General features: G+C 54.0%; 18 protein-coding genes. 9 read left to right on the top strand and 9 right to left on the bottom strand.

Annotation, left to right across the window (positions count from 1 at the left end):
* Position 1: 1 nt before the first annotated feature.
* Positions 2 to 424 carry a hypothetical protein gene (locus ACP5OT_RS11465; RefSeq protein ID WP_428112413.1) on the top strand — a complete coding sequence of 141 codons (423 nt, stop codon included), beginning with the start codon at positions 2 to 4 and terminating at the stop codon, positions 422 to 424.
* 87 nt (positions 425 to 511) lie between these two features.
* The gene (locus tag ACP5OT_RS11460; protein ID WP_424676367.1) at positions 512 to 2,071 is read left to right on the top strand and encodes an ATP-dependent acyl-CoA ligase; all 1,560 of its coding nucleotides are present in this window, start codon (positions 512 to 514) and stop codon (positions 2,069 to 2,071) included.
* Between the two features lie 68 nt (positions 2,072 to 2,139).
* Here ACP5OT_RS11460 and ACP5OT_RS11455 read toward each other — a convergent pair whose 3' ends face one another.
* Genes ACP5OT_RS11455 through ACP5OT_RS11435 form a run of 5 tightly spaced genes read right to left on the bottom strand, consistent with a single transcriptional unit; the run spans position 2,140 to position 7,747 of the window.
* The gene (locus ACP5OT_RS11455; RefSeq protein ID WP_424676366.1) at positions 2,140 to 3,174 is read right to left on the bottom strand and encodes a Gfo/Idh/MocA family protein; all 1,035 of its coding nucleotides are present in this window, start codon (positions 3,172 to 3,174) and stop codon (positions 2,140 to 2,142) included.
* 21 nt (positions 3,175 to 3,195) lie between these two features.
* Positions 3,196 to 4,665 carry a sugar transferase gene (locus ACP5OT_RS11450; RefSeq protein ID WP_424676365.1) on the bottom strand — a complete coding sequence of 490 codons (1,470 nt, stop codon included), beginning with the start codon at positions 4,663 to 4,665 and terminating at the stop codon, positions 3,196 to 3,198.
* A gap of 8 nt (positions 4,666 to 4,673) precedes the next feature.
* A complete protein-coding gene (locus tag ACP5OT_RS11445) occupies positions 4,674 to 6,020 on the bottom strand; it encodes an NAD(P)/FAD-dependent oxidoreductase (protein WP_424676364.1) in 1,347 nt (448 codons plus the stop codon).
* A gap of 24 nt (positions 6,021 to 6,044) precedes the next feature.
* On the bottom strand, positions 6,045 to 7,142 hold the full coding sequence (locus tag ACP5OT_RS11440; RefSeq protein ID WP_424676363.1) for a DegT/DnrJ/EryC1/StrS family aminotransferase: 1,098 nt from the start codon (positions 7,140 to 7,142) through the stop codon (positions 6,045 to 6,047).
* Positions 7,139 to 7,747, bottom strand: a complete 609-nt coding sequence (locus ACP5OT_RS11435; RefSeq protein WP_424676362.1) for a D-sedoheptulose-7-phosphate isomerase — start codon at positions 7,745 to 7,747, stop codon at positions 7,139 to 7,141. The genes ACP5OT_RS11440 and ACP5OT_RS11435 overlap by 4 nt, the downstream gene beginning before the upstream one ends.
* Here ACP5OT_RS11435 and ACP5OT_RS11430 point away from each other — a divergent pair.
* A complete protein-coding gene (locus tag ACP5OT_RS11430) occupies positions 7,742 to 7,987 on the top strand; it encodes a hypothetical protein (RefSeq protein ID WP_424676361.1) in 246 nt (81 codons plus the stop codon). The genes ACP5OT_RS11435 and ACP5OT_RS11430 overlap by 6 nt on opposite strands.
* 49 nt (positions 7,988 to 8,036) lie before the next feature.
* On the opposite strand, the gene ACP5OT_RS11425 is transcribed toward ACP5OT_RS11430, so the two are convergent.
* Positions 8,037 to 10,451, bottom strand: coding sequence for a penicillin acylase family protein (locus tag ACP5OT_RS11425; protein WP_428112409.1), 2,415 nt, complete (start codon positions 10,449 to 10,451; stop codon positions 8,037 to 8,039).
* Positions 10,452 to 10,632: 181 nt separating this feature from the next.
* On the opposite strand from ACP5OT_RS11425, the gene ACP5OT_RS11420 reads away from it, so the two are divergent.
* Positions 10,633 to 11,736, top strand: coding sequence for a sensor domain-containing diguanylate cyclase (locus ACP5OT_RS11420; RefSeq protein WP_428132182.1), 1,104 nt, complete (start codon positions 10,633 to 10,635; stop codon positions 11,734 to 11,736).
* Between the two features lie 9 nt (positions 11,737 to 11,745).
* On the opposite strand, the gene trhA is transcribed toward ACP5OT_RS11420, so the two are convergent.
* On the bottom strand, positions 11,746 to 12,393 hold the full coding sequence (gene trhA, locus ACP5OT_RS11415) for a PAQR family membrane homeostasis protein TrhA (protein ID WP_424676358.1): 648 nt from the start codon (positions 12,391 to 12,393) through the stop codon (positions 11,746 to 11,748).
* Positions 12,394 to 12,515: 122 nt separating this feature from the next.
* On the bottom strand, positions 12,516 to 14,309 hold the full coding sequence (locus ACP5OT_RS11410) for a S8 family peptidase (RefSeq protein ID WP_424676357.1): 1,794 nt from the start codon (positions 14,307 to 14,309) through the stop codon (positions 12,516 to 12,518).
* A 140-nt stretch (positions 14,310 to 14,449) separates the two neighbouring features.
* On the opposite strand from ACP5OT_RS11410, the gene ACP5OT_RS11405 reads away from it, so the two are divergent.
* Genes ACP5OT_RS11405 through ACP5OT_RS11385 form a run of 5 tightly spaced genes read left to right on the top strand, consistent with a single transcriptional unit; the run spans position 14,450 to position 18,243 of the window.
* Positions 14,450 to 15,469, top strand: a complete 1,020-nt coding sequence (locus ACP5OT_RS11405) for a lysylphosphatidylglycerol synthase transmembrane domain-containing protein (protein WP_428132180.1) — start codon at positions 14,450 to 14,452, stop codon at positions 15,467 to 15,469.
* A complete protein-coding gene (locus tag ACP5OT_RS11400) occupies positions 15,466 to 15,873 on the top strand; it encodes an HIT family protein (protein WP_424676355.1) in 408 nt (135 codons plus the stop codon). The genes ACP5OT_RS11405 and ACP5OT_RS11400 overlap by 4 nt, the downstream gene beginning before the upstream one ends.
* Before the next feature lie 9 nt (positions 15,874 to 15,882).
* Positions 15,883 to 16,734 (top strand): hypothetical protein, encoded by an 852-nt coding sequence (locus ACP5OT_RS11395; protein ID WP_424676354.1) that lies wholly within the window; start codon positions 15,883 to 15,885, stop codon positions 16,732 to 16,734.
* A gap of 24 nt (positions 16,735 to 16,758) precedes the next feature.
* Positions 16,759 to 17,214, top strand: coding sequence for a hypothetical protein (locus ACP5OT_RS11390; protein ID WP_424676353.1), 456 nt, complete (start codon positions 16,759 to 16,761; stop codon positions 17,212 to 17,214).
* A gap of 30 nt (positions 17,215 to 17,244) precedes the next feature.
* A complete protein-coding gene (locus tag ACP5OT_RS11385; RefSeq protein WP_424676352.1) occupies positions 17,245 to 18,243 on the top strand; it encodes a ribose-phosphate diphosphokinase in 999 nt (332 codons plus the stop codon).
* Positions 18,244 to 18,489: 246 nt separating this feature from the next.
* Here the strand turns inward: ACP5OT_RS11385 and radC are convergent, their stop codons facing one another.
* Positions 18,490 to 19,179, bottom strand: a complete 690-nt coding sequence (gene radC, locus ACP5OT_RS11380) for a RadC family protein (RefSeq protein ID WP_424676351.1) — start codon at positions 19,177 to 19,179, stop codon at positions 18,490 to 18,492.
* Positions 19,180 to 19,255 lie beyond the last annotated feature (76 nt).

The raw sequence follows: 19,255 nt of genomic DNA, 5'->3' as shown, positions 1-19,255 counted from the left end.
TATGGATGTGAAACGATGGGTGTGGTGGAGCGGTGTCGTGGTAGGGATTGCCCTCTTGGCCGTGGGTTGCGAGTCGCTACTCGGCGCCGGCGGTGCTGGGCTGGCAATTGCCATGAGCGTCATTGCCGGAGGGATAGTGACGCATTGGCGCCAACGAGATACTATTTCCTGCCGGATCGATGGGCCGCGGTTGCGTCCGCTCCAGGTCAGTGCATTCGGGTTGATGGGCTTAGGCGTAGTATGGTACCAATTACACGGTGGTGGAGCTATCGCAATCCTGAGAGCTCTGTGGCCAATCTTTGGGGAAAGTTGGGTACCGCTGGTGCTGGTGGCTGCTGGTGTTGGTTGGCTTGGCTTCCTCAGCATTGGTAGTGATTGTCGTGATGAGCAATTGCTCGCGGCGATGGGCGAACGTGAACGGTAGTCGGGAACGTTGGCGTGTCGTTTGCATCATCGCACAAACATCGAGTACAATAGTGCTCATCAACTGAAAGCAATGTGCATCACGCCTATGGATACGATATGGCATGCCCTGGCTGCTCAAGCCGAACAACACCCTGATCGCATCTTCCTGCGTTTTGCCGACCGGCAATGGCACTACGCTGAAGCGGTAGCTCTCGCTCGACGAGCTGCCGGCGTCTTTGCCGACCTCGGGATCGGCCTCGGTGATCGGGTCGGGTTGATGCTCGGTAATACGCCCGATTATCTGTGGGCATGGTTCGGCTGTGCTTGTCTTGGTGCGGTGACGGTACCGATCAACGTACACCTCAAAGGGGATGTGCTCCACTACATCCTCGAGCATGCCGGAGTGAAGGTGTTGGTGATCGAACCGTCATTACTCGAGCGCGTGCTCGTCCTCCGTGACCGTTTGCCGGACCTGCACCACATCGTCGTGCGGGGTGAGTCTGGGCCAAACGGAATGCTTGCGTGGCCTGCCGCATTGGCCGGTGCGAGGATGGCCGAACCTACCCCCGGAAACGCGACCGATCTCCATAGTATCTTGTATACGTCCGGCACCACCGGTCCACCAAAAGGTGTCATGCTCAACCATCACGCCTATCTCCACTCGGCGGCCCTCTTCGCCGATGTGATGATCGGCGCAACCGCCGATGATGTGTTCGGAACCAGCCTACCACTTTTTCATATCAATGCTCAGGCGCATACCGTCTTACCGGCGATCTATCGTGGGACGAGCGTTGCCCTGCTTGAGCAGTTTAGCGCTTCGCGCTATTGGCGACAACTGGCCGATCTAGGGGCGACGATCTGCAATCTCTTGGCCGCGATGATCCCGATCTTGATGAAACAACCACCGTCACCCGACGACCGTGCTCATCGGGTGCGGATAGCGGCCTGTGCGGCTACACCACCTGATCTGTGGCGTGCCTTTGAGGAACGATTTGGGTTGACGATTATCGAGGGCTATGGTCTGACCGAAACGACCGGTTTTTGCGTTGCGAATCCGCGTGATGCGGTGCGGGTGGGTACGTTCGGAACGGCAATGCCCGGTTTTGCGTTGGCGATTTTTGGCCCTGACGATACTCCGTTACCGCCCGGTGTCCCCGGTGAGATAGTGATTCGTCCACAGCGTGACAACCTGATCATGATGGGGTATTACCGTCAGCCCGAACAGACGGCAACTGCTATGCGCGGTGGCTGGTTCCATACCGGCGATCTTGGGCGTCTTGACGAAGCCGGCTACGCCATCTTCATCGACCGGCTCAAACAATCGATTCGGCGGCGGGGTGAGAATATCTCATCGTGGGAAGTTGAACGGGCAGTTAATGCTCATCCGGCAGTGCTCGAAAGCGCGGCAGTCGGTGTACCGAGCGAACTAGGCGAGGAAGAGGTTAAGGTCGTGGTGGTATTACGCCCCGGTGCTACCCTCGATCCGCTCGACTTGGTGCGGTGGTGTGAAGAACGACTGGCCTACTTCGCCGTACCGCGCTATATCGAGTTCCGCGAAAGTTTACCGAAGACGGCAACCGAGCGAGTTGAGAAGTATAAGCTGAAAGCCGAAGGTGTAAGCAAGGCGTGGGATCGGGAAGCTGCCGGGTATCGAGTGAAACGGTAGGAATGAAGGGCGGACAGAGCGGGGACAATCTGTCCGCTCGTTCTGATGATTAGCATCTCAGCGTGACATCACCCGCCCAACGCTAATGCACGTTCGATCAGGCGGGCTGCCGGTTGGTTACGTAAGCCAATCTCGACCATCTGATTAGCAATCGCAAGCGCATTCACACCTTCCTCACCGTTCACAAGCGGTTCGGTTCCGTAGCGAACTGCCTCGCAGAAGCTTCGCAACTCTTCGTACAGCGGTTCGCGGCGTGGTATTTTCAACCGAATGCTACGACCTTCACTAACCCCGATCAGCGCCAATTCGGGCCATGCACGGCCTTGACACGCATCGTTTTCATAGAAGGTCAGGTCTTGTGTAAGATAATTGGCGACAAACATCCCGCGCTCGCCAACGACGCTCAGTTCTCGAATCTTGGTCGGTGTGAGCCAGTTGATATCGAGCACGCCGATCATCCCGTTCTCAAACCGCAAGAGTGCCGATAACATGTCTTCGTGGCTTTGGTGTAGGTGCCGGTGGAGTTCGACGTACATTCGTACAATTGGCGAACCGATCAGGTAGTTGAGAATATCGATCTCGTGTGTTGCCAGATCGATCACCACCCCCACATCCATAATACGTGCCGGGAAGGGACCAACTCGACGTGACATAATCTGAAAGAGGTTGCCGAGTTCATGGTTCTGAAGCTGCTCTTTGAGAGCGATGATCGCCGGATTAAAGCGCTCAATATGGCCAACCGTGAGCAAAACACCTTGGCGACGCGCTGCCTCGATCAACATCCAGCCCTGTTCAACTGTTGCGGCAATCGGCTTTTCGATCAGAACGTGTACACCGTGGGCGATCACAGTTCCTCCCACGGCAAAATGATACTTCGTTGGTACTACGACCGAAACCAGATCTAGCTTCTCGTTTGCCAACATTTCGTGGTAGTCAGTGTAAATGCGACAACGATAGATATTGGCAAGATTACTGACCACAGCATAGTTGGTGTCACACAATGCAACCAGTTCTACCCCCGGTAAACTGGCATAGACCCGGGCGTGATTACGTCCCATACTTCCCACTCCGATCACCGCTGCTCGTAATGTGTGTGGCGTCATAGTTCCCTCCCCGCAATATTGCTAGTAAGCGCCTTCTCCCTTCAACAAGACCGGGACAGTACGGTAGATAATGAATAGATCGAGCCAGATCGAATAGTTGCGGATGTAGTGCATATCGAGTCGCACACGGTCGGCATAGCCGAGATTGCTTCGCCCACTGATCTGCCAGAGGCCGGTTAAACCAGGTCGGACCATGAGTAGATTGTGCTGCCAACGCCCGAAATGGTGCATCTCGCTTGCGGTGATCATACGTGGCCCGACGAGACTCATCTGACCGAGCAAGACATTGATGAGTTGCGGTAATTCGTCGATGCTCGTGCGACGCAGCCACTTACCCACGCGCGTAATTCGCGGATCGTCAATCAGTTTACCCTTCTGGGCCAACTCAGCGCGTTGTTCTGGTGTCAGCCGCCGGTCGCCATCGATGTACATCGTGCGAAACTTAAAGGCGGAAAACTCGCGATAGCCGACCCCAATGACGCGCCGCCGGTAGATGATCGGACCGGGACTATCCAGTTTGATGGCAATCGCGACGCAGATCAAGAGTGGAGACAGTAGCATCAGTCCTACCAACGCGCCCACCACGTCGACGATCTTTTTACCGATGGCGTGCAGTCCGGTAATGCGCGTCTTGTTCAGGCTAAGCAGTGGTACCGCACCCTGCTCGCGAACCTGTACCCCAATGGTCAAGAGATCGAAAAGACCGGGGGCGAGCATAATCTCCAATCGACTGAGCACATCCATTGCACCGTTGATGGTAATGAGCTGCTCACGGATCAGGTTCGTATCGGCAATAATGATCGTCTCAATGTTGTTATGTTGGATCAATTCGGTAAAATCACCGGTGGTACCTAGGACCTTTACCTTGCCGTGAATTACATCGCTGCCCACCGGTAGTGTGTTATCGATAAAGCCAACGATCGTTGCACCGGCACGTTGCTCGGCCAAAAGCTGCTCGGCAATTGCTCGACCCTCCTCGGTAGCGCCGATGATCAAGACCCGTTTGTGCAGGTGGCCGTGTTTCCGCAGCCAGTAGACAAACCGACGAACGCTGAATCGCCACAGCGTCATCAGACTCAGCGAGAGAAACCAACTGAGAAGTAACCAACCGCGTGCCACCACAAGGTTATCCCAGAAGAATGTGAGGAGAACGACAATGAGCATACCCATGCTCGTAGCGTTGGTAATGTGTTGGTACTCTTGGGTGCCGTTGAACAACAGCTTGTCATCGTAGAGGTGATATACGGCAAACAGTGCGATCCAGCTTGGGACCAGCATCATAATCAGCAGCGTATAAAATTCCGACTGCATTGCACCTTCGTTAAAGAAGGGTAAATTAGTCAAGAATCGCATCACATAGGCAAGTACAAAACTGACGGTCACGACGAAGGCATCGCCGACTATGAGTGCACCGATTAAGGCGAGACGATGGAATTGCCATCCGATTCGCTCAGAACTGTTAGCTTTTAGTTCAACGCTGGTCAAGCTCATGGGTTGCCTCACATTCGTGTTAGGAGAGCCGATGGAGTTCCCTGAACTAATCGTGGTGACAGTTGATCTGCTACCGATCGCGCAAAGGTACAAACCGACTCACCATTGGTCAATTGAGGGTAGATTTGGCCGGTATTGGCGAGGAAGAGACCGTCGATCTCGGTAGTTAATGGCGGTATTAGGTCGGTTGCGCCAATAGGATGAATCGGTTCCACGTACCGTTCACGTCCGATCCGGATCGCTGCGATATCTTCATCGCGTAAATCGGGAAACATTTGCCGTACATGACCGAGAAAGACGGTGCGTAACTCATCATCGGCCATACGGGCGAAGGGGCTAGTTGCTGCGACGTATTTCGGCAAGTAGACGAGGTGGTAGCCGCCTACGTACTGTGGGTCAATCAGATTCGTCGTCTCGATGACGCCGGTAAATGGAATACGCTCATCGGTGATGTTGAGGGTATAGTACGGAGTAAGTCGACGGCGCAAAACCAGCAGCACACAGACGATACCAAGAAACTCATCGAGTTGTCCCCAGCGCTGTGCGACAGCGGTGGCAACCGATGGCAGTAAACGACGAGCAATCGGCGTTTGTGCAGTGATGACGACGTTTGTTGCCGGTATCTCGTACCCGTTGACAACCAATCCACTGACATGACCATCGACAATCTGTATCGTATCAATTGCAGTGTTTAGCTCGATCTGTCCGCCGTGCTGTCGGATCGTTGCAGCCAAGGCATCGATCAGCTCTTGATAGCCATGAGGCAGGTAGCACATCAGCTCTTGGCTACCGCCCTTTGTGCGTGTATCGGTCGTGCGCATTAGTCGCGACCAGATGTACGTTGCCGGAATGCGGCTGTAATCGCCATCGAATTTGGCGCGCAGTAATGGTGCCCACACATGGCGGACGGTACGTGCCCCACTAAGACGAGTGAGCCACTCGGCCACCGGTATCTGTTCGAGTTGACGCCAATCGGTAATCCGGCGGCATGCGAGAATGGTGTAGGCGAGGCGGAGACGGTCGATCAGGCGCAGTGGTGGAAAACGGAGAAACTCTAGCGGTGTTGACATCGGATAGATAGTGCCGTTGTGGTAAAAGCCCATCTTTGTCGCAGTGTAGCGCAGTCGGTGGCGTAGGCCTAGTTCGTCAAACAGACTCATAAGCGTGCGATCGCTGCTCAGGATTGCGTGGTAGTAGCGGTCGCACTCCATTCCGCCGAGTTCGGTGAAGCGTGTACGCCCCATCAATCCACCAAGGGTTGGCGCTCGCTCCCACACGCGCACCGATGTCCCGCGTTTGATCAACTCGTAAGCAAGGGTAAGGCCTAAAATACCCCCACCGATGATGTCGATCATTACCCCCCCTTTTTTTGTGTAATGTTAGATGGTTAGCACCGGTTCGCGAATTTGTAGCTCATTGACTGCGGTCGCAATCTGATGCAGCTCCTCTTCACTCAATCCCGGATGCACCGGTAGTGCGATAATCTCGCGGGCAACGCGGTTGGCGACCGGCGTTTCGGCTTCGATCCCCAATTGACGGTATAGCGGTTGTTGTGGGATTGGTAATGGGTAGAAAATAGCTGTGCCTACGCCGGCAGCGTTTAACTGCTGTATGACCGCATCCCGATCACCGATCACGCGAATGGTGTATTGATGGAAGACGTGCCGAACATCAGGCCGTACAAAGGGTGTGATCACTGTCGGATGGTTGATGTATTGGCTGAGAAACGCAGCGTTGGCAATTCGCCGGCGGGTAAAGCGGTCACACTTTGCCAATTGTGCGCGCCCGATGGCTGCAAGCACATCGGTCATACGGAAGTTGTAACCGAGCGATTCGTGGTAATAACGCATCCGACTACCGTGATTGCGTAACAAACGGAGTCGTTCGGCGATGGCCGGATCGTTGGTCGTGATCATCCCGCCTTCACCGCTCGTGATATTCTTGGTGGCGTAGAGTGAAAAGCAGCCCACACCAAAACTACCGACCGGCTGACCACGGTAGGTTGCACCGATCGCTTGTGCTGCATCCTCAATCACGGCAAGATGGTAGCGTCGCGCAATTTCCATAATCGGCGCCATATCGACCGGTTGACCGTACAAATGCACCGGCATAATTGCTCGTGTGCGTGGCGTGATTGCCGCCGGGATCAAATCGGGGTTAAGGTTGTAGGTCTGCGGATCAATATCGACGAATACCGGGGTTGCACCGGTCATCAGAATGCTGTTGGCGGTGGCAACAAAGCTAAACGGAGTCGTAATCACTTCGTCGCCTGGCCCAATATTGTGGGCTAGGAGTGCGAGGTAGAGTGCAGCAGTGCCGTTTGTAACTGCCACTGCATAGCGGGTACCACACACGGCGGCAAATTCGGTCTCGAAGTGCTCTACTTCCGGCCCTTGTGCGATGATGCCCGATCGCAGCACGGCTAGTACGGCTTCTTCTTCTTCGTGACCGATCAGAGGACGGGCAACCGGGATCATAGTGAGTCTCCTACCGCAAGCTCTCGTAGGGTATCCACTTGGAGCGATTCCTCGATCTGGTGGCCTAAATTGACGGCGAGTGCATGGCAGATCGTGCTGTGAATATCTTCTACCTGCGGCATGAACCGGTTATTCACGTGCAGGCCGATTTGGGCGATCCGGTAGAGCTTTCCACCGTCAAATCCGGTCAAACCAACGGTGACGGCGCCGACTGCGTTGCCCCACTCGACGGCACGAATAACGTTTGGTGAATTACCGCTGCCCGATATGGCAACGATAATGTCGCCCGGACGATACAGCGCCTGTAATTGTTCGACAAAAATGTCGGTATACCCTTGATCGTTCGACCATGCCGTGATAAGAGGAATGTTATCGGTGAGGGCAATTGCTCGGACACGACGGGTTTGTGGCTTGATCGTCCATTTTGCTAGATCGCAAGCAAAGTGCGAAGCAGTCGCAGCGCTGCCGCCGTTTCCACACACAAAAATGGTAGCATCACGCTGATACGCTTCCCACAGTGCGTTAGCCACACGCTGAAGTGTCTGGAGTGGTAATTGCTCCAGTGTTTGGCTCATCTGCTCGAAGTAGCTTGCTAAGCTGTGCATGATCGTTCCGGTTGGGTAGGCGTGATGAGTGGCTTGCCCGATTGGAATAACCTACCTAAACGCAAAATCGACGTAACCTACGGTGTAGTGCAAGCTTACAACAGTGGTCAGCCATTACGGTTGGCCCTCTATTCGGCAGACAGTGCCTACCACAGTGGTAAATATTTTGTATCGAGCCGTACCGGTGATTGGAATGCCCACAACCGACCAACGTTGGTGGTCGTGTTGTCTCGTCCGTGAACATGCACCGCGGGGCCGCACAGGAGCGGCCCCGTCTGCGGTCTTCACATCACGGCGTCGGTCGCAATACCAAACGCTCACCATCAACCTCGGTATCGAAGCGCATCGGAATATCTTCTCCGCGCTGCCATAATCCTAGAAAATCACTGTATCGGCTACTCAGCACATTTCCTGATTGACCGGTCGTATGTATAAATCGTGAGTTGGCGAGATTACTCAAGTCGATAATTTGGCGGTACGACGGACCATTGTATTGCAAATACGGCTCACGGATCCGTACCGGCCCAACGTTGACGGTAAAAGTATCGCCCCCGGTCGGTACGCGCCGCTCGAAAAAGCCGCGCAGCGCTTCAACTTGGCTAAAAGGGTTATGTGGGAAGATCGCCTGATGCACCCGGTCCCACCGCCAGCGGGTTAGATCGCTTTCGCCCTGTAACGTTGCCATTGTTGCGAGACCCTTACGTAACGCTTGTGCTAACGTCGTGGAGCAATCCTCTACCACGTCAATCGTTGTCACGTTATCACACCACTCGTCGTGACCGCTAAGTAATACGCTCCGTAGGGCTAATGCCGGAAAATTGTTCTGAAAACGGTAAATATCGGTAAAAAACTCACGCAGTTCGTCGGCGAAGACTGCTTCCAGTGCGGCGTAGTAGTAGCTTTGGTAGACGGCGGCGGCTGCACTCTCACCATTCATTGCGCCATCCCAACTGCGCAGCAGTTCGAGTGCCACCGTCTCGCGTGGTTCGGTTGGAGTCACGTTGCGTAGTATCGGTAAAAGTTCACGTGCTTGAATTGAAACAACGTCGCTTAGCATTGCGCGCATATCATCGACCGTCAGCTTATCACCCTGCTCGATCAGCTCGATGATCCGCTGTGCCCTGAATGGTGCAGCCCACGATGTACCTAGCAGGTAAGGATAATCGTCACCGATAACGCGATTATTGGCCGTTACCACATAATCTTTTGCCGGGTTGAAGATATGCGGAAGCTCCTCAAAGGAGATGTATCCAACCCATTCATACTCATCTGTCCATCCTGGTACCGGTAAGCGACCATCGCCGTTCCGCCGGATCGGTACTGCCCCCGCCGCGTAGTAACCGATATTGCCATCAACATCGGCGTACACGAAGTTTTGCATCGGTGCTTTATAATCGCGCAGCGCTGCCACAAACTCGTCCCAGTTTCGCGCCCGATTGATGTTCAAAAAGGCACGTAAGGTAGCATCGTCGTCGTCAAGTGCCGTCCATCGGAAGGCGAGAGTTTCATTAATATCGTCGCTCACGTCGCTGATGATCGGCCCGTGACGGGTGACCCGCACGGTCAACGTGATCGGATCGGCTCCTTTAATCTTGATGATCTCGTTAATCACGGTGACCGGTTCGCGCGTGTTGTTATACTCGACATAATTTTGGGCGTCAATCCGCTCGATAAACAAGTCCTGCACATCAGGGCCGGTATTGGTAACACCCCACGCAATCCGCTCGTTGTGGCCGATCACAACCGCTGGCAAACCGGGAAACGTCGCGCCGATAGCGTTGATGTCGCCTCCTGTAATGTGGGACAGATACCAGATGGATGGTATACGCAGGCTGAGATGTGGATCATTAACCAGCAATGGTTTACCGCTGGCCGTCCGTGAACCGCCGATGACCCAATTGTTCGAGCCGGCAAGCTGGTCGCCCAAGCCGGTTGTTTGATAGACAGTTGCCCACAAGTCGAACATTGCACGCGCAGTAGTCAGTTGCAACGGCGTACTCTGACCACTGATTGGCGACGGTGCGCTGGTGGGCATGCCTTCCGGTAAAATTACCGGTCCATCGGGTGTGAAAGCCGGCATAAGAAAATCGGCATCTTCGGCGCCGACCTGTGCGATGAGCAGCGAACGTCTAATCTCATCGCTCCACGTCCCACCGAGATCCCACGCCATCATTTTGGCCCAGACCAAAGAATCAATAGGTTTCCATGGCTCTGGTTGTACACCGAGAACGAGAAACTCTGGCGGTAGCACCGGCTTAGTTGCCAAAAAAGCATTTACACCGGCAGCATATGCCTCTAGTATGGCAATTGTTTCGCGGTCTAGCTTCGCTAATGCACGTTGTGCCGCTCGAGCTACACCGAGCGTGCGGAGAAATTTGTCGGTCTGTAGAGTTGGTTCCCCAAAAATTTCTGATAGTCGAGCGTGTCCGATCCGACGCTGCACCTCCATCTGCCATAGCCGTTCTTGGGCATGAACAAAACCTAACCCGAATACCCCATCGGTCTCGGTTGTACCGGTAATGTGCGCTACCCCGTTCTGGTCACGAACAATTCTGACCGGTCCGCTTATTCCAGCTACGCGAATCTCCCCACGTGTCTGCGCGAGCGATTGACGTAACCAGAGATACCCACCACCACTCCCTAACACCAACACCAACGCGACAACGACCGCTATCCAGCCAGCAATCCGTCTCAGCAACCTCATTGTTGTACCTCGTTCCTTTCAAATTGAGCTTGTTCTCGTTCTCGGTATGGCACTGATTGTAGCATATAGAACCACACAAAAAGTGATTGTACCGGTCGGGCGTACTCCTTACCATCATATTATGCGATGGATTTTGTCAAATATGTTATGTTGTATGATATGCTCGATAAGGAGTATGCTTATGAGTGATGGACCGTTGGAACATCCAGATGGATTATGTCCTCCAATCCCGGCAAATGAGACCGAGCGGCTTCGCGAACTTGAGAGTTACCATATTCTCGATACCTTACCTGAGCAGTTTTATGAGGATATTGTCCGTTTAGCAGCGTATATTTGCCAAACGCCAATGGCCTTGGTCAGCCTGATCGACCACGACCGCCAATGGTCGAAAGCACGATTGGGTTTTACCGATGGTGAAGTTGATCGCAAGTTAGCTTTCTGTTCCTATACGATCAACTATCCCGATGACGTGTTTGTTGTTCCAGATGCTACGTGCGATGAGCGATTTGCTCACAATCCCTTTGTTCGCGGCGATCCGTACATTCGTTTCTATGCCGGCGCGCCGTTAGTGACACCGAATGGCTATGCATTAGGCACAGTATGTGTCGTTGATGTCCGGCCACATCAGCTAACACCGGAGCAGATCGAGATGTTGCGCGTGTTGGCGAGACAAGTGGTGCGTCAACTCGAATTGCGTCGCGATGTGCTGGCGCTTGAACAGCGATTACTCACCAACGAACAAGAGAAGTTATCGTTACGCGCGTATTTGCTCAGCATTGAAGCACAGTTGGTACAGGTTCAGCAACAGGCGCTGACCGATCCGCTCACCGGCCTTCTCAATCGGCGCGGTTTTGAACAGCGACTACAAGAAGAAATTGACCGGTCGCTGCGGTATAACGTGCCGATGGCGTTGTTGATAGTCGATATCGATCATTTCAAGGATATCAACGACACCTTTGGTCATGTGATCGGCGATGAGATTTTGCGTATGGTGGCGCAACTGTTACGTGAAAACGTGCGGCGCCACGATATTGTGGCGCGCTACGGCGGAGAGGAGTTTGCGATTATCTTACCGGCTACCGGTTGTGAAGGCACCCCGATACTTGGTGAACGGATCCGTCGAGCAGTACAGCAAGCAGCCTGGCCCTACATTCCGGTAACGATAAGTGTCGGTGGTGCTTGTCATGATGCAACGATGACCAATGCTACCGATCTTCTCACTGCCGCCGATCACGCATTGTACGATGCAAAACGCAGTGGACGTAATCGCTGTATCTTCAGGTAATCCATATTCCTACAACACAATTGACACAACTGCTGCAAAGTGACACAAGCTGCCAAGAAGGACAAACACGTGCCAAATGTTGTGCATGTAGCGGCGTCGTGAAAGGATGTAGAATGGTGTCCCGGCAGTATACGCAATCCCACCGGCAAGCAATAAGCTGATAGTAGCGGGGTTCAATGCATTAAGCACTTTATCAGCCGCGACAACAACGATCCACCCAAGTGCGACGTAGACGAGGGTGGAGAGAATACGGAACCGTCCGGTGAGAAAGAGCTTCATGACAACTCCGACTAGCGCCAACCCCCACACCAGACCAAACAAGATCCATCCCCATGTGCCGCGTAAGCTGATCAGGGTAAACGGTGTGTAGGTGCCTGCAATCAGCAGAAAGATCGCACTATGGTCGAAGATTTCGAGGATCGCGCGTCGACGCGGTTCGCGGCTGGCATGGTACAGCGTTGAAGCAAGATAGAGTAAGGTGAGTGTACCGCAGAAGGTCATCGTGCCGGCCAGTTGCCAGCCATCACCACGTTGCCAGATCGCACCGACTAAGACGATACCGGCGATTGCACTAAGCACCGCGCCGGCGCCATGGGTGATAACGTTGATCCGCTCTTCGTCAGGTGAAAAGTGTTCTGAAGGTGTGTGTTGGGACATACGTATCAATTAGTTATCTCCAAATCTTAAAGCTATCCATGTTCAAGATACCAGATCGAGAATACCTCCGACGAGTAGCGCACGTCCTGATCTGGCTATGACGATGGTCACCGGTTAGGCCGTTATCGTCCGACCAACTCATTCCCCAACAACCCCAACAACACACTTCCGTCGGGATGTAACTCGAAGCGGGCGCGCTCAAACCACTGCACGATCAAAACCTTGCCGGGTTGCGTCTCTTCAATGCGCGGCATAGAAAGTGGTAAACCGAACAATGCGAGGCTCTCGGCATAGCTCTTGCCGGGTTTCCTATCGAATTCAAGACCATGGTTCCGCCAATAGCTCAAGAACGGCTCACATAATGCCTGATTTGTTTCGGCAAAGTAGAGGCAACCCTGAATCGGACCGCTCCGTTCAAAGGTATACCAATCCCGACCTTGCCGACGCAAGAGATCATCACCCATCCGTGACAGCAGGACGTGATACGGTGGCGTGTTCTCTGGCCGCCACTCAAAACGATGACGCTCGAAATATTGAACCGTAACCGGTTTCCCATCGCTGCCGATTTCGGTAAACTCTTCACTGATTGGAAAACCGAAAATCGGCAGCCCACCATTCTGTTCCCAATACGTGCGGAAGCCACCGCCGAGTGTATGACCGGTTTCCGGGAAGTAGGAACGTCCATCACTCGGTGGGTCTACCCGGGCAAAGGGATCGAAATCGCGGTTACCGGTTGTCGTTGGTACGCCGAGCGGGCAGCCGCCGTAGGTACTTGCCGTCATAACGGCATGCCAAACGTTCAAGCGCCCGTAGCCATACTCGTCATCACGGCCCGGTGTCCCACGGTCATCGGCAGAAATAGCGAGAATACAACGGACATCGTTATGCGATAGGTCGGGACGAATCGCCATCACCAGCGCTGCCGCTCCCACAACGAATGGCCCGGCAAAGGAAGTTCCGGTTACGATGGCATACCTGTTGTTGGGTAAGGTCGTCGCAATATTGATCCCCGGTGCAACGAGATCGATGAAATTGCCGGTGTTCGAGAAACCGGTAACTTCATCGTTATAGTCGGTTGCACCAACGGCAATCGTTTCAGGGTAGGCAGCCGGATAATTGGGTGAATTGCCATCCGCACGCTCGTTACCACTCGCTGCTACCACCAAGACACCTCGCTCACTCGCATAACGCACGGCATCGCGCAGTGCAGGCGAGTCAAAACTTCCTCCCAGACTCAGATTAATGATGCGTGCGCCGTTGTCAGTAGCCCAACGGATGGCACTAATGACACTCGAATCACGGCAACGTCCGTTGCTCAAACAAGCCTTGACCGGAATAATCAAGCAGCTCCAACACAGCCCGGCAATGCCTTCACCGTTGTCACCGGCGGCAGCGATTAGCCCTGCGACAGCAGTGCCATGCCCATTGTCATCGCTGGCATCGGTGCTTCCGGTGATCGCATTGAAACCACCGAGCACCCGCCCGAATAGCTCAGGATGACCGGCATCAACCCCGGTATCGATCACGGCGATGGGCAACGGACTGCCGGTGGTGATCTCCCACGCATCGTATACACCTATCGTGCCGAGTGACCATTGTTGGGCCAGCAACACGTCGTTCGGTGTCCGGCTAACCGTGCGTTCATAGTCAGGGACGGCGTAAATAACTCCCTCCGCATTACGTATCCGCCTCTCGGCGAATGTGGCCGGCATGCCGTCCGGCAAGCGCATTAAATAGGTCTGTTCGCCGAGCTTTCTGATCTGGTAGGCGCCAAGCATGCGCCCGACAGTCGAGGTGTAGCGTGCATCGGTAACTTTGACGATCAGATCGGTCGTATCGGCGGCTTGTACAGGGGTAGGCGGAATCACACCGGTGAGTAAGGCGATCAAGTATAAGCAGATCAGGTGGATACGCATACGGGCTTCCCGAAGTGCATACGGCCATGTTATGTGGCTCCATTCTACATCATACACCTCTTGGCGTGTCTCCTACATGACCTCAAAGTACTATCACCGGTCAACTGCTGTCAGTACCCTTGTGCTATAATTGAGCCGCTATGGAACAAAAAAGTGCTACAACCTCGCTGCGCGCCGGACTGCGCAAATCGATACTTACCTCGCTGGTGATCGGGATCGCTGTCATCATCTTGATCAGTCTGTTCAGTGACCTGCGTGCTGTGGGTGATGATCTGCTTGCCTTCGATTGGCTGCTCTTACCGCTGATCTTGATCGGTACCGTTATCAACTACTGGCTGCGGTGGCTCAAATGGGATTATTACCTCCGCTACCTCAAACTCGATCACAGTATCGATCATACCACCAGCGGCCTGATCTTTACCGCGGGCTTGGTGATGTCGGTAACGCCGGGTAAGATGGGAGAGGTGCTTAAATCATTTCTCTTGCGTCAGCGTAACGGTACGCCGATCAGTCGTTCGGCGCCCATTGTGCTGGCCGAACGGCTTACTGATGGTATTGCTATGCTCTTGCTGATGGGGTTGGGATTGACACTCTACCCGCCTGCGCGCCCGCTCTTTGTCGTGCTCGTTGTGCTGACAGTGGCCGGGGTGATCGTTGTCCAACGTCAATCATTGGCATTGGCCATAATTCGGCTGGTGGCCCATCTGCCGTTTGGTCGGTGGATTGCGCCGCGTCTGGAGACGATCTATACCACAACGGCCCAACTTCTCGATTGGCGGATTTTGCTCGTCTCCACCTTGCTCAGCGTGATCTCATGGGGTTTTGAGTGTCTTGCCTTTTTCTTTGTACTGATGGGGGTGGGGAGTGAACCATCGTGGTTGCTGCTGTTGCAGGCAACCTTTATTTTTGCCGCCAGTACGCTGTTGGGCTTGGTTTCCTTCTTACCCGGTGGCTTGGGCGCCTCAGAGGTTAGTAGTGTCGGTCTGTTACTCGCATTGGTTGGCGTAAGTGCGAGTGCGGCGACGACGGCAACCATCGTGATTCGCTTTTGTACCCTTTGGTTCGGCGTGTTGCTTGGCATGATAGCATTGGCATGGCTAGGTCGTCGTTCTGGACCACAGGATGATCGGACAGTACTAGATATTTCGGAGGTGTTATGACATCGGTTTTTACCCGTATTGTGCGTGGTGAGATTCCGGCGTTTAAGTTATATGAAGATGAATTGACGCTGGCCTTTCTCGACATTAATCCGGCGGCTCGCGGCCATACACTGGTGATTGCCAAGCCTGAATTACCCGGTTTGCTCGATTTACCGCCGGAATTGGTTACCGCAACTGCGCTGACAACCCAACGAGTTGCACGGGCGATTGTCGCTGCGCTGAAACCCGATGGCTTCAATATTATTCAAAATAACGGTTCGGCTGCCGGTCAGGTGGTGTTTCACTTTCATATCCACATTATCCCGCGCTGGGAAGGTGATCGCTCGGTAAAACTGTGGCGTCCTGGCACTGCGACCGCTGATGATCTGCGCGTGGTTGCTGATGAGATTGTTGCTCATCTTTAGGAGCATCCTATGAGTGAGACCGTCTCACCTTCGTCTAATCCATCGCCGTCCAGTAGAGAACGCAGCGGTGCCGGTAACGCATCGGTTACGACCGAAACTCGCCCAATCCGTCGGCGTTTCCTGCTCAACGATCGGTTGCGTGCCGGGATGCTGGTGCTGTTGGGTGTATTGGTAATCGTCATCTTGGTACTGTTGGTGTTCGGTATCACCGGCTGGTCGCTTTCCGCACGCCCCCAAAGTCGGTTGACGCCGCGGGATCTCATCTTGCAACCGCCGACGGTTGCTCCGGTTGCCGGTAGCGTACCGTCGGTGCCAACGACTGTCGTTGATGTGGCACCGCGATTCGCCGCTGCCTACGAACAGCTCGGTGGTTTGCGTCGACTAGGGTTGCCGATTAGCCCGGCGCTGCTGTACAACGGGCGCGAGGTGCAGTGGTTTGAACGCGCCCGCATTGAGTATTGGCCGGAACTGAGCGGTACACCTTACGAGTTTCAAATCGGGTTAGTTGGTGTGGAATATGTTGCCGGACGCACCTTTCTCCGTCCCGATCCCTTTGAGTCACGTCCCGATCTCCGTTATTTTCCAGAGACGGGCTTTGGCGTAGGTGGACTCTTCTTACAGTATTGGGAAGAGAATGGCGGTCTGCAATCGTTTGGCTATCCGATTAGTGCAGAGTTTGATGAAGTACAACCCGATGGTCGAGCTTTCCGTGTGCAGTATTTTGAGCGGGCGCGGTTTGAGTTGCATCCCGAAGCAGCCGGTACGCCCTATGTCGTTCAGTTAGGCCTTCTCGGTTCGGCGCTCTATTTCGGTGAGCCGCGTCCGCAGACGGTGCAACCCCGACCAACACCGGTACCATAGGAGCGCATCACCACGGAGAGACGAATGACGGTGTACACCGATATAGCGCTATTGGTCGCTGTAGTAAAGCAAGCCGGTGGTGATCCGGCTTGTGTGCCGAGCGGCTTGGATCGGTTACGGCAGCGGTTGATCGCCGATGGTCAAGTGTTTCCAAATCTGTTGTATGTCTATCGTACAGAGAAACGAACGACATCGCAAACGACAACCGCATCCACCCAACCGCGGGTGCGTCGTTTGCTCGCCTTTCTCAGTGCTGATGCTGCGGTTAGTTTTGCCCAATGCACCGGCTTGGCGCGTTCACCACGATTAGTCGCTCTCTCACCTGCACGGTTATTAGCAGTGTTTATTCGTCAACCTGACTTTGTCGCGTTACATATTGCGTATGATGATATGCCGGCAACGAACGGCTTGCCAAATGGTTGGCATTTGTTGCGTGCAGATGTTTTAGCGTTGTTTGCTGTCGAGGCTAATCCTGCCTAACCGGTACCCACACCATAAGGAGGAAGAAGAATGGGCAGCCGTTTCGATGAGATGCGGATCTTTACCGGGAGTGGAAACCCGATGCTCGCGCGTGCAATCAGCGAACGCCTCGGTGTGCCACTTGGTGATGTGACGATTGTCAAGTTTAGTAACGAAAACATCTTTGTCAAACTTAACGAAAGCGTGCGCGAAAAAGATGTTTTTGTGATTCAGTCATTATCGATGCCCAATCTGAGCGATAAAATTATGGAATTATTGATTATGCTTGATGCTTGCAAACGGGCTTCGGCCGGTCGGATTACTGCGGTTATTCCGTATTATGCCTATGGCCGTACCGATAAGAAGGATCAACCACGGGTGCCGATTACCGCCCGCTTGCTCGCCGATATGATCCAGGTGGCCGGTGCTCATCAGGTGATGACAATTGATCTCCACGCCGGTCAAATCCAAGGGTTCTTTTCTATTCCCATGGACGAACTCACGGCGATGAATTTGTTGGTGCGGTATTTTGCCGATAAGGGTTGGGACGATCTGATTGTCGTGTCGCCAGATGTGGGTTTTGCCAAGCGCGCACGTAATTTCGCCGAGGCGCTCAATGCGCCGTTGGCAATTGCCGAAAAACGTCGTATGCAGCATTTCGACCGTGCCGATGGTTCGCTGACGGTGCCGGAGATTCTGAATCTGATCGGTGATGTGCGCGGAAAACGCTGTGTGATCGTTGATGATGAGATCGCTACCGGTAGTTCGATCCTCGAAGTGGTGCAGTTGTTGGAGAAGGAAGGTGCCCGCGAGATTTACGCTTGCTGCGTTCACCCGGTGTTTGCCGGTAATGCCGTTGAACGTCTGCGTGCTAGCTCGATCCGTGAGCTTGTCGTTACTGATACTTTGCCGGTGGCTCCCGAACGGCGTTGGCCCGGTTTGACCATCCTCTCGGTCAGTACGTTGATTGCCGAGGTGATCCAGCGTATCCATAGTGGAGTCAGTGTTGATACAATTTTCCAACACCGTCGCCATCCGGCTCTGAGTTAAGGTTGTTGCCTGCCAAGCTCGTATCTGATACCCGTATGCTTCAATCTCTCTACTCTCAAAGCGAAGGGGTGGTGATGATGTGAATATCGCCGCTGTCTTCATAACCGCTCATAGCTTTAGCACCTTCGCGTCTTTGCGTTAGGCACCTTCGCGCCTCTGCGTTACCATCTTCGCGCCTCTGCGTTACTATCTTCGCGTCTTTGCGTTAGGCACCTTCGCGCCTTCGCGTTACCGTTCTGTCATTCCCTACTCAAACCCTAATCCCCGCTCACGCAAACTCACATAATGTCCACGCCCAATAATGAGATGGTCGAGCACCTCAATATCAAGCAGATGACCGGCGGCTACGAGCTGGCGTGTCACTTGAATGTCTTCGGGTGAAGGTGTTGCCTCACCGGAAGGATGATTATGTACTACAATGATCGCAGCACTGTTGCGTCGTACCGCTTCTTTGAAGACCTCTCCGATGCGGATGGTCGCCGAGTTGAGACTACCGATATATACCGTGTTGATCTGCTGCACGCGGTGCTTGGTATCGAGCAGAACAGTGCGGAGGTGCTCTTGGTCAAGGTGACTCATTTCAACCATCAATAACGCGGCGACGTCACCGGGTGAGCGAATGGGATAGCGTTCTTCGACGCTACTCCGGGCTAAACGCCGACCAATTTCAAGCGCTGCTTTGATGGTTGCTGCTTTGCTCGCTCCGATCCCCGTGCGCCGACAGAGATCGTTGTAATCGGCAACCTGTAACCCTACCCAACCGCCATATTCGCCGAGAAGCTGTTGGGCTAGCTGCAAGACGTTGGTGCCACTGATCCCAACTCGTAACAAGATAGCCAGTAACTCAGCATCGCTTAACGCACCGGCGCCTAGACGGGCCAGTCGTTCGCGCGGTTGATCATTGACCGGCAGTTCGTGCATCCGTAGTGATACCATGCATTCCTCGCGCTGCAATTCCGGTTCTATATATACACCGTTTGAGCGCGCCAAAAGATGCGCCGAATGTTGCCAT

This window comes from Chloroflexus sp. (genome assembly GCF_049970315.1).
Taxonomy (GTDB): domain Bacteria; phylum Chloroflexota; class Chloroflexia; order Chloroflexales; family Chloroflexaceae; genus Chloroflexus.
The sequence above is the reverse complement of the archived record's forward strand: the minus strand, read 5'-3'. Positions and strand labels throughout refer to the sequence as shown.

Excerpts from the sequence above, each read along its gene's own strand:
- ACP5OT_RS11440 (WP_424676363.1), bottom strand. The coding sequence starts at position 7,142 with ATGATCCCGGTTGCCCGTCCTCTGATCGGTCACGAAGAAGAAGAAGCC.
- ACP5OT_RS11460 (WP_424676367.1), top strand. The coding sequence starts at position 512 with ATGGATACGATATGGCATGCCCTGGCTGCTCAAGCCGAACAACACCCT.
- trhA (WP_424676358.1), bottom strand. The coding sequence starts at position 12,393 with ATGTCCCAACACACACCTTCAGAACACTTTTCACCTGACGAAGAGCGG.
- ACP5OT_RS11390 (WP_424676353.1), top strand. The coding sequence starts at position 16,759 with ATGACGGTGTACACCGATATAGCGCTATTGGTCGCTGTAGTAAAGCAA.
- ACP5OT_RS11435 (WP_424676362.1), bottom strand. The coding sequence starts at position 7,747 with ATGCACAGCTTAGCAAGCTACTTCGAGCAGATGAGCCAAACACTGGAG.
- ACP5OT_RS11405 (WP_428132180.1), top strand. The coding sequence starts at position 14,450 with ATGGAACAAAAAAGTGCTACAACCTCGCTGCGCGCCGGACTGCGCAAA.
- ACP5OT_RS11410 (WP_424676357.1), bottom strand. The coding sequence starts at position 14,309 with ATGCGTATCCACCTGATCTGCTTATACTTGATCGCCTTACTCACCGGT.
- ACP5OT_RS11395 (WP_424676354.1), top strand. The coding sequence starts at position 15,883 with ATGAGTGAGACCGTCTCACCTTCGTCTAATCCATCGCCGTCCAGTAGA.
- ACP5OT_RS11385 (WP_424676352.1), top strand. The coding sequence starts at position 17,245 with ATGGGCAGCCGTTTCGATGAGATGCGGATCTTTACCGGGAGTGGAAAC.
- radC (WP_424676351.1), bottom strand. The coding sequence starts at position 19,179 with ATGGTATCACTACGGATGCACGAACTGCCGGTCAATGATCAACCGCGC.
- ACP5OT_RS11400 (WP_424676355.1), top strand. The coding sequence starts at position 15,466 with ATGACATCGGTTTTTACCCGTATTGTGCGTGGTGAGATTCCGGCGTTT.
- ACP5OT_RS11425 (WP_428112409.1), bottom strand. The coding sequence starts at position 10,451 with ATGAGGTTGCTGAGACGGATTGCTGGCTGGATAGCGGTCGTTGTCGCG.
- ACP5OT_RS11445 (WP_424676364.1), bottom strand. The coding sequence starts at position 6,020 with ATGATCGACATCATCGGTGGGGGTATTTTAGGCCTTACCCTTGCTTAC.
- ACP5OT_RS11465 (WP_428112413.1), top strand. The coding sequence starts at position 2 with ATGGATGTGAAACGATGGGTGTGGTGGAGCGGTGTCGTGGTAGGGATT.
- ACP5OT_RS11455 (WP_424676366.1), bottom strand. The coding sequence starts at position 3,174 with ATGACGCCACACACATTACGAGCAGCGGTGATCGGAGTGGGAAGTATG.
- ACP5OT_RS11450 (WP_424676365.1), bottom strand. The coding sequence starts at position 4,665 with ATGAGCTTGACCAGCGTTGAACTAAAAGCTAACAGTTCTGAGCGAATC.
- ACP5OT_RS11420 (WP_428132182.1), top strand. The coding sequence starts at position 10,633 with ATGAGTGATGGACCGTTGGAACATCCAGATGGATTATGTCCTCCAATC.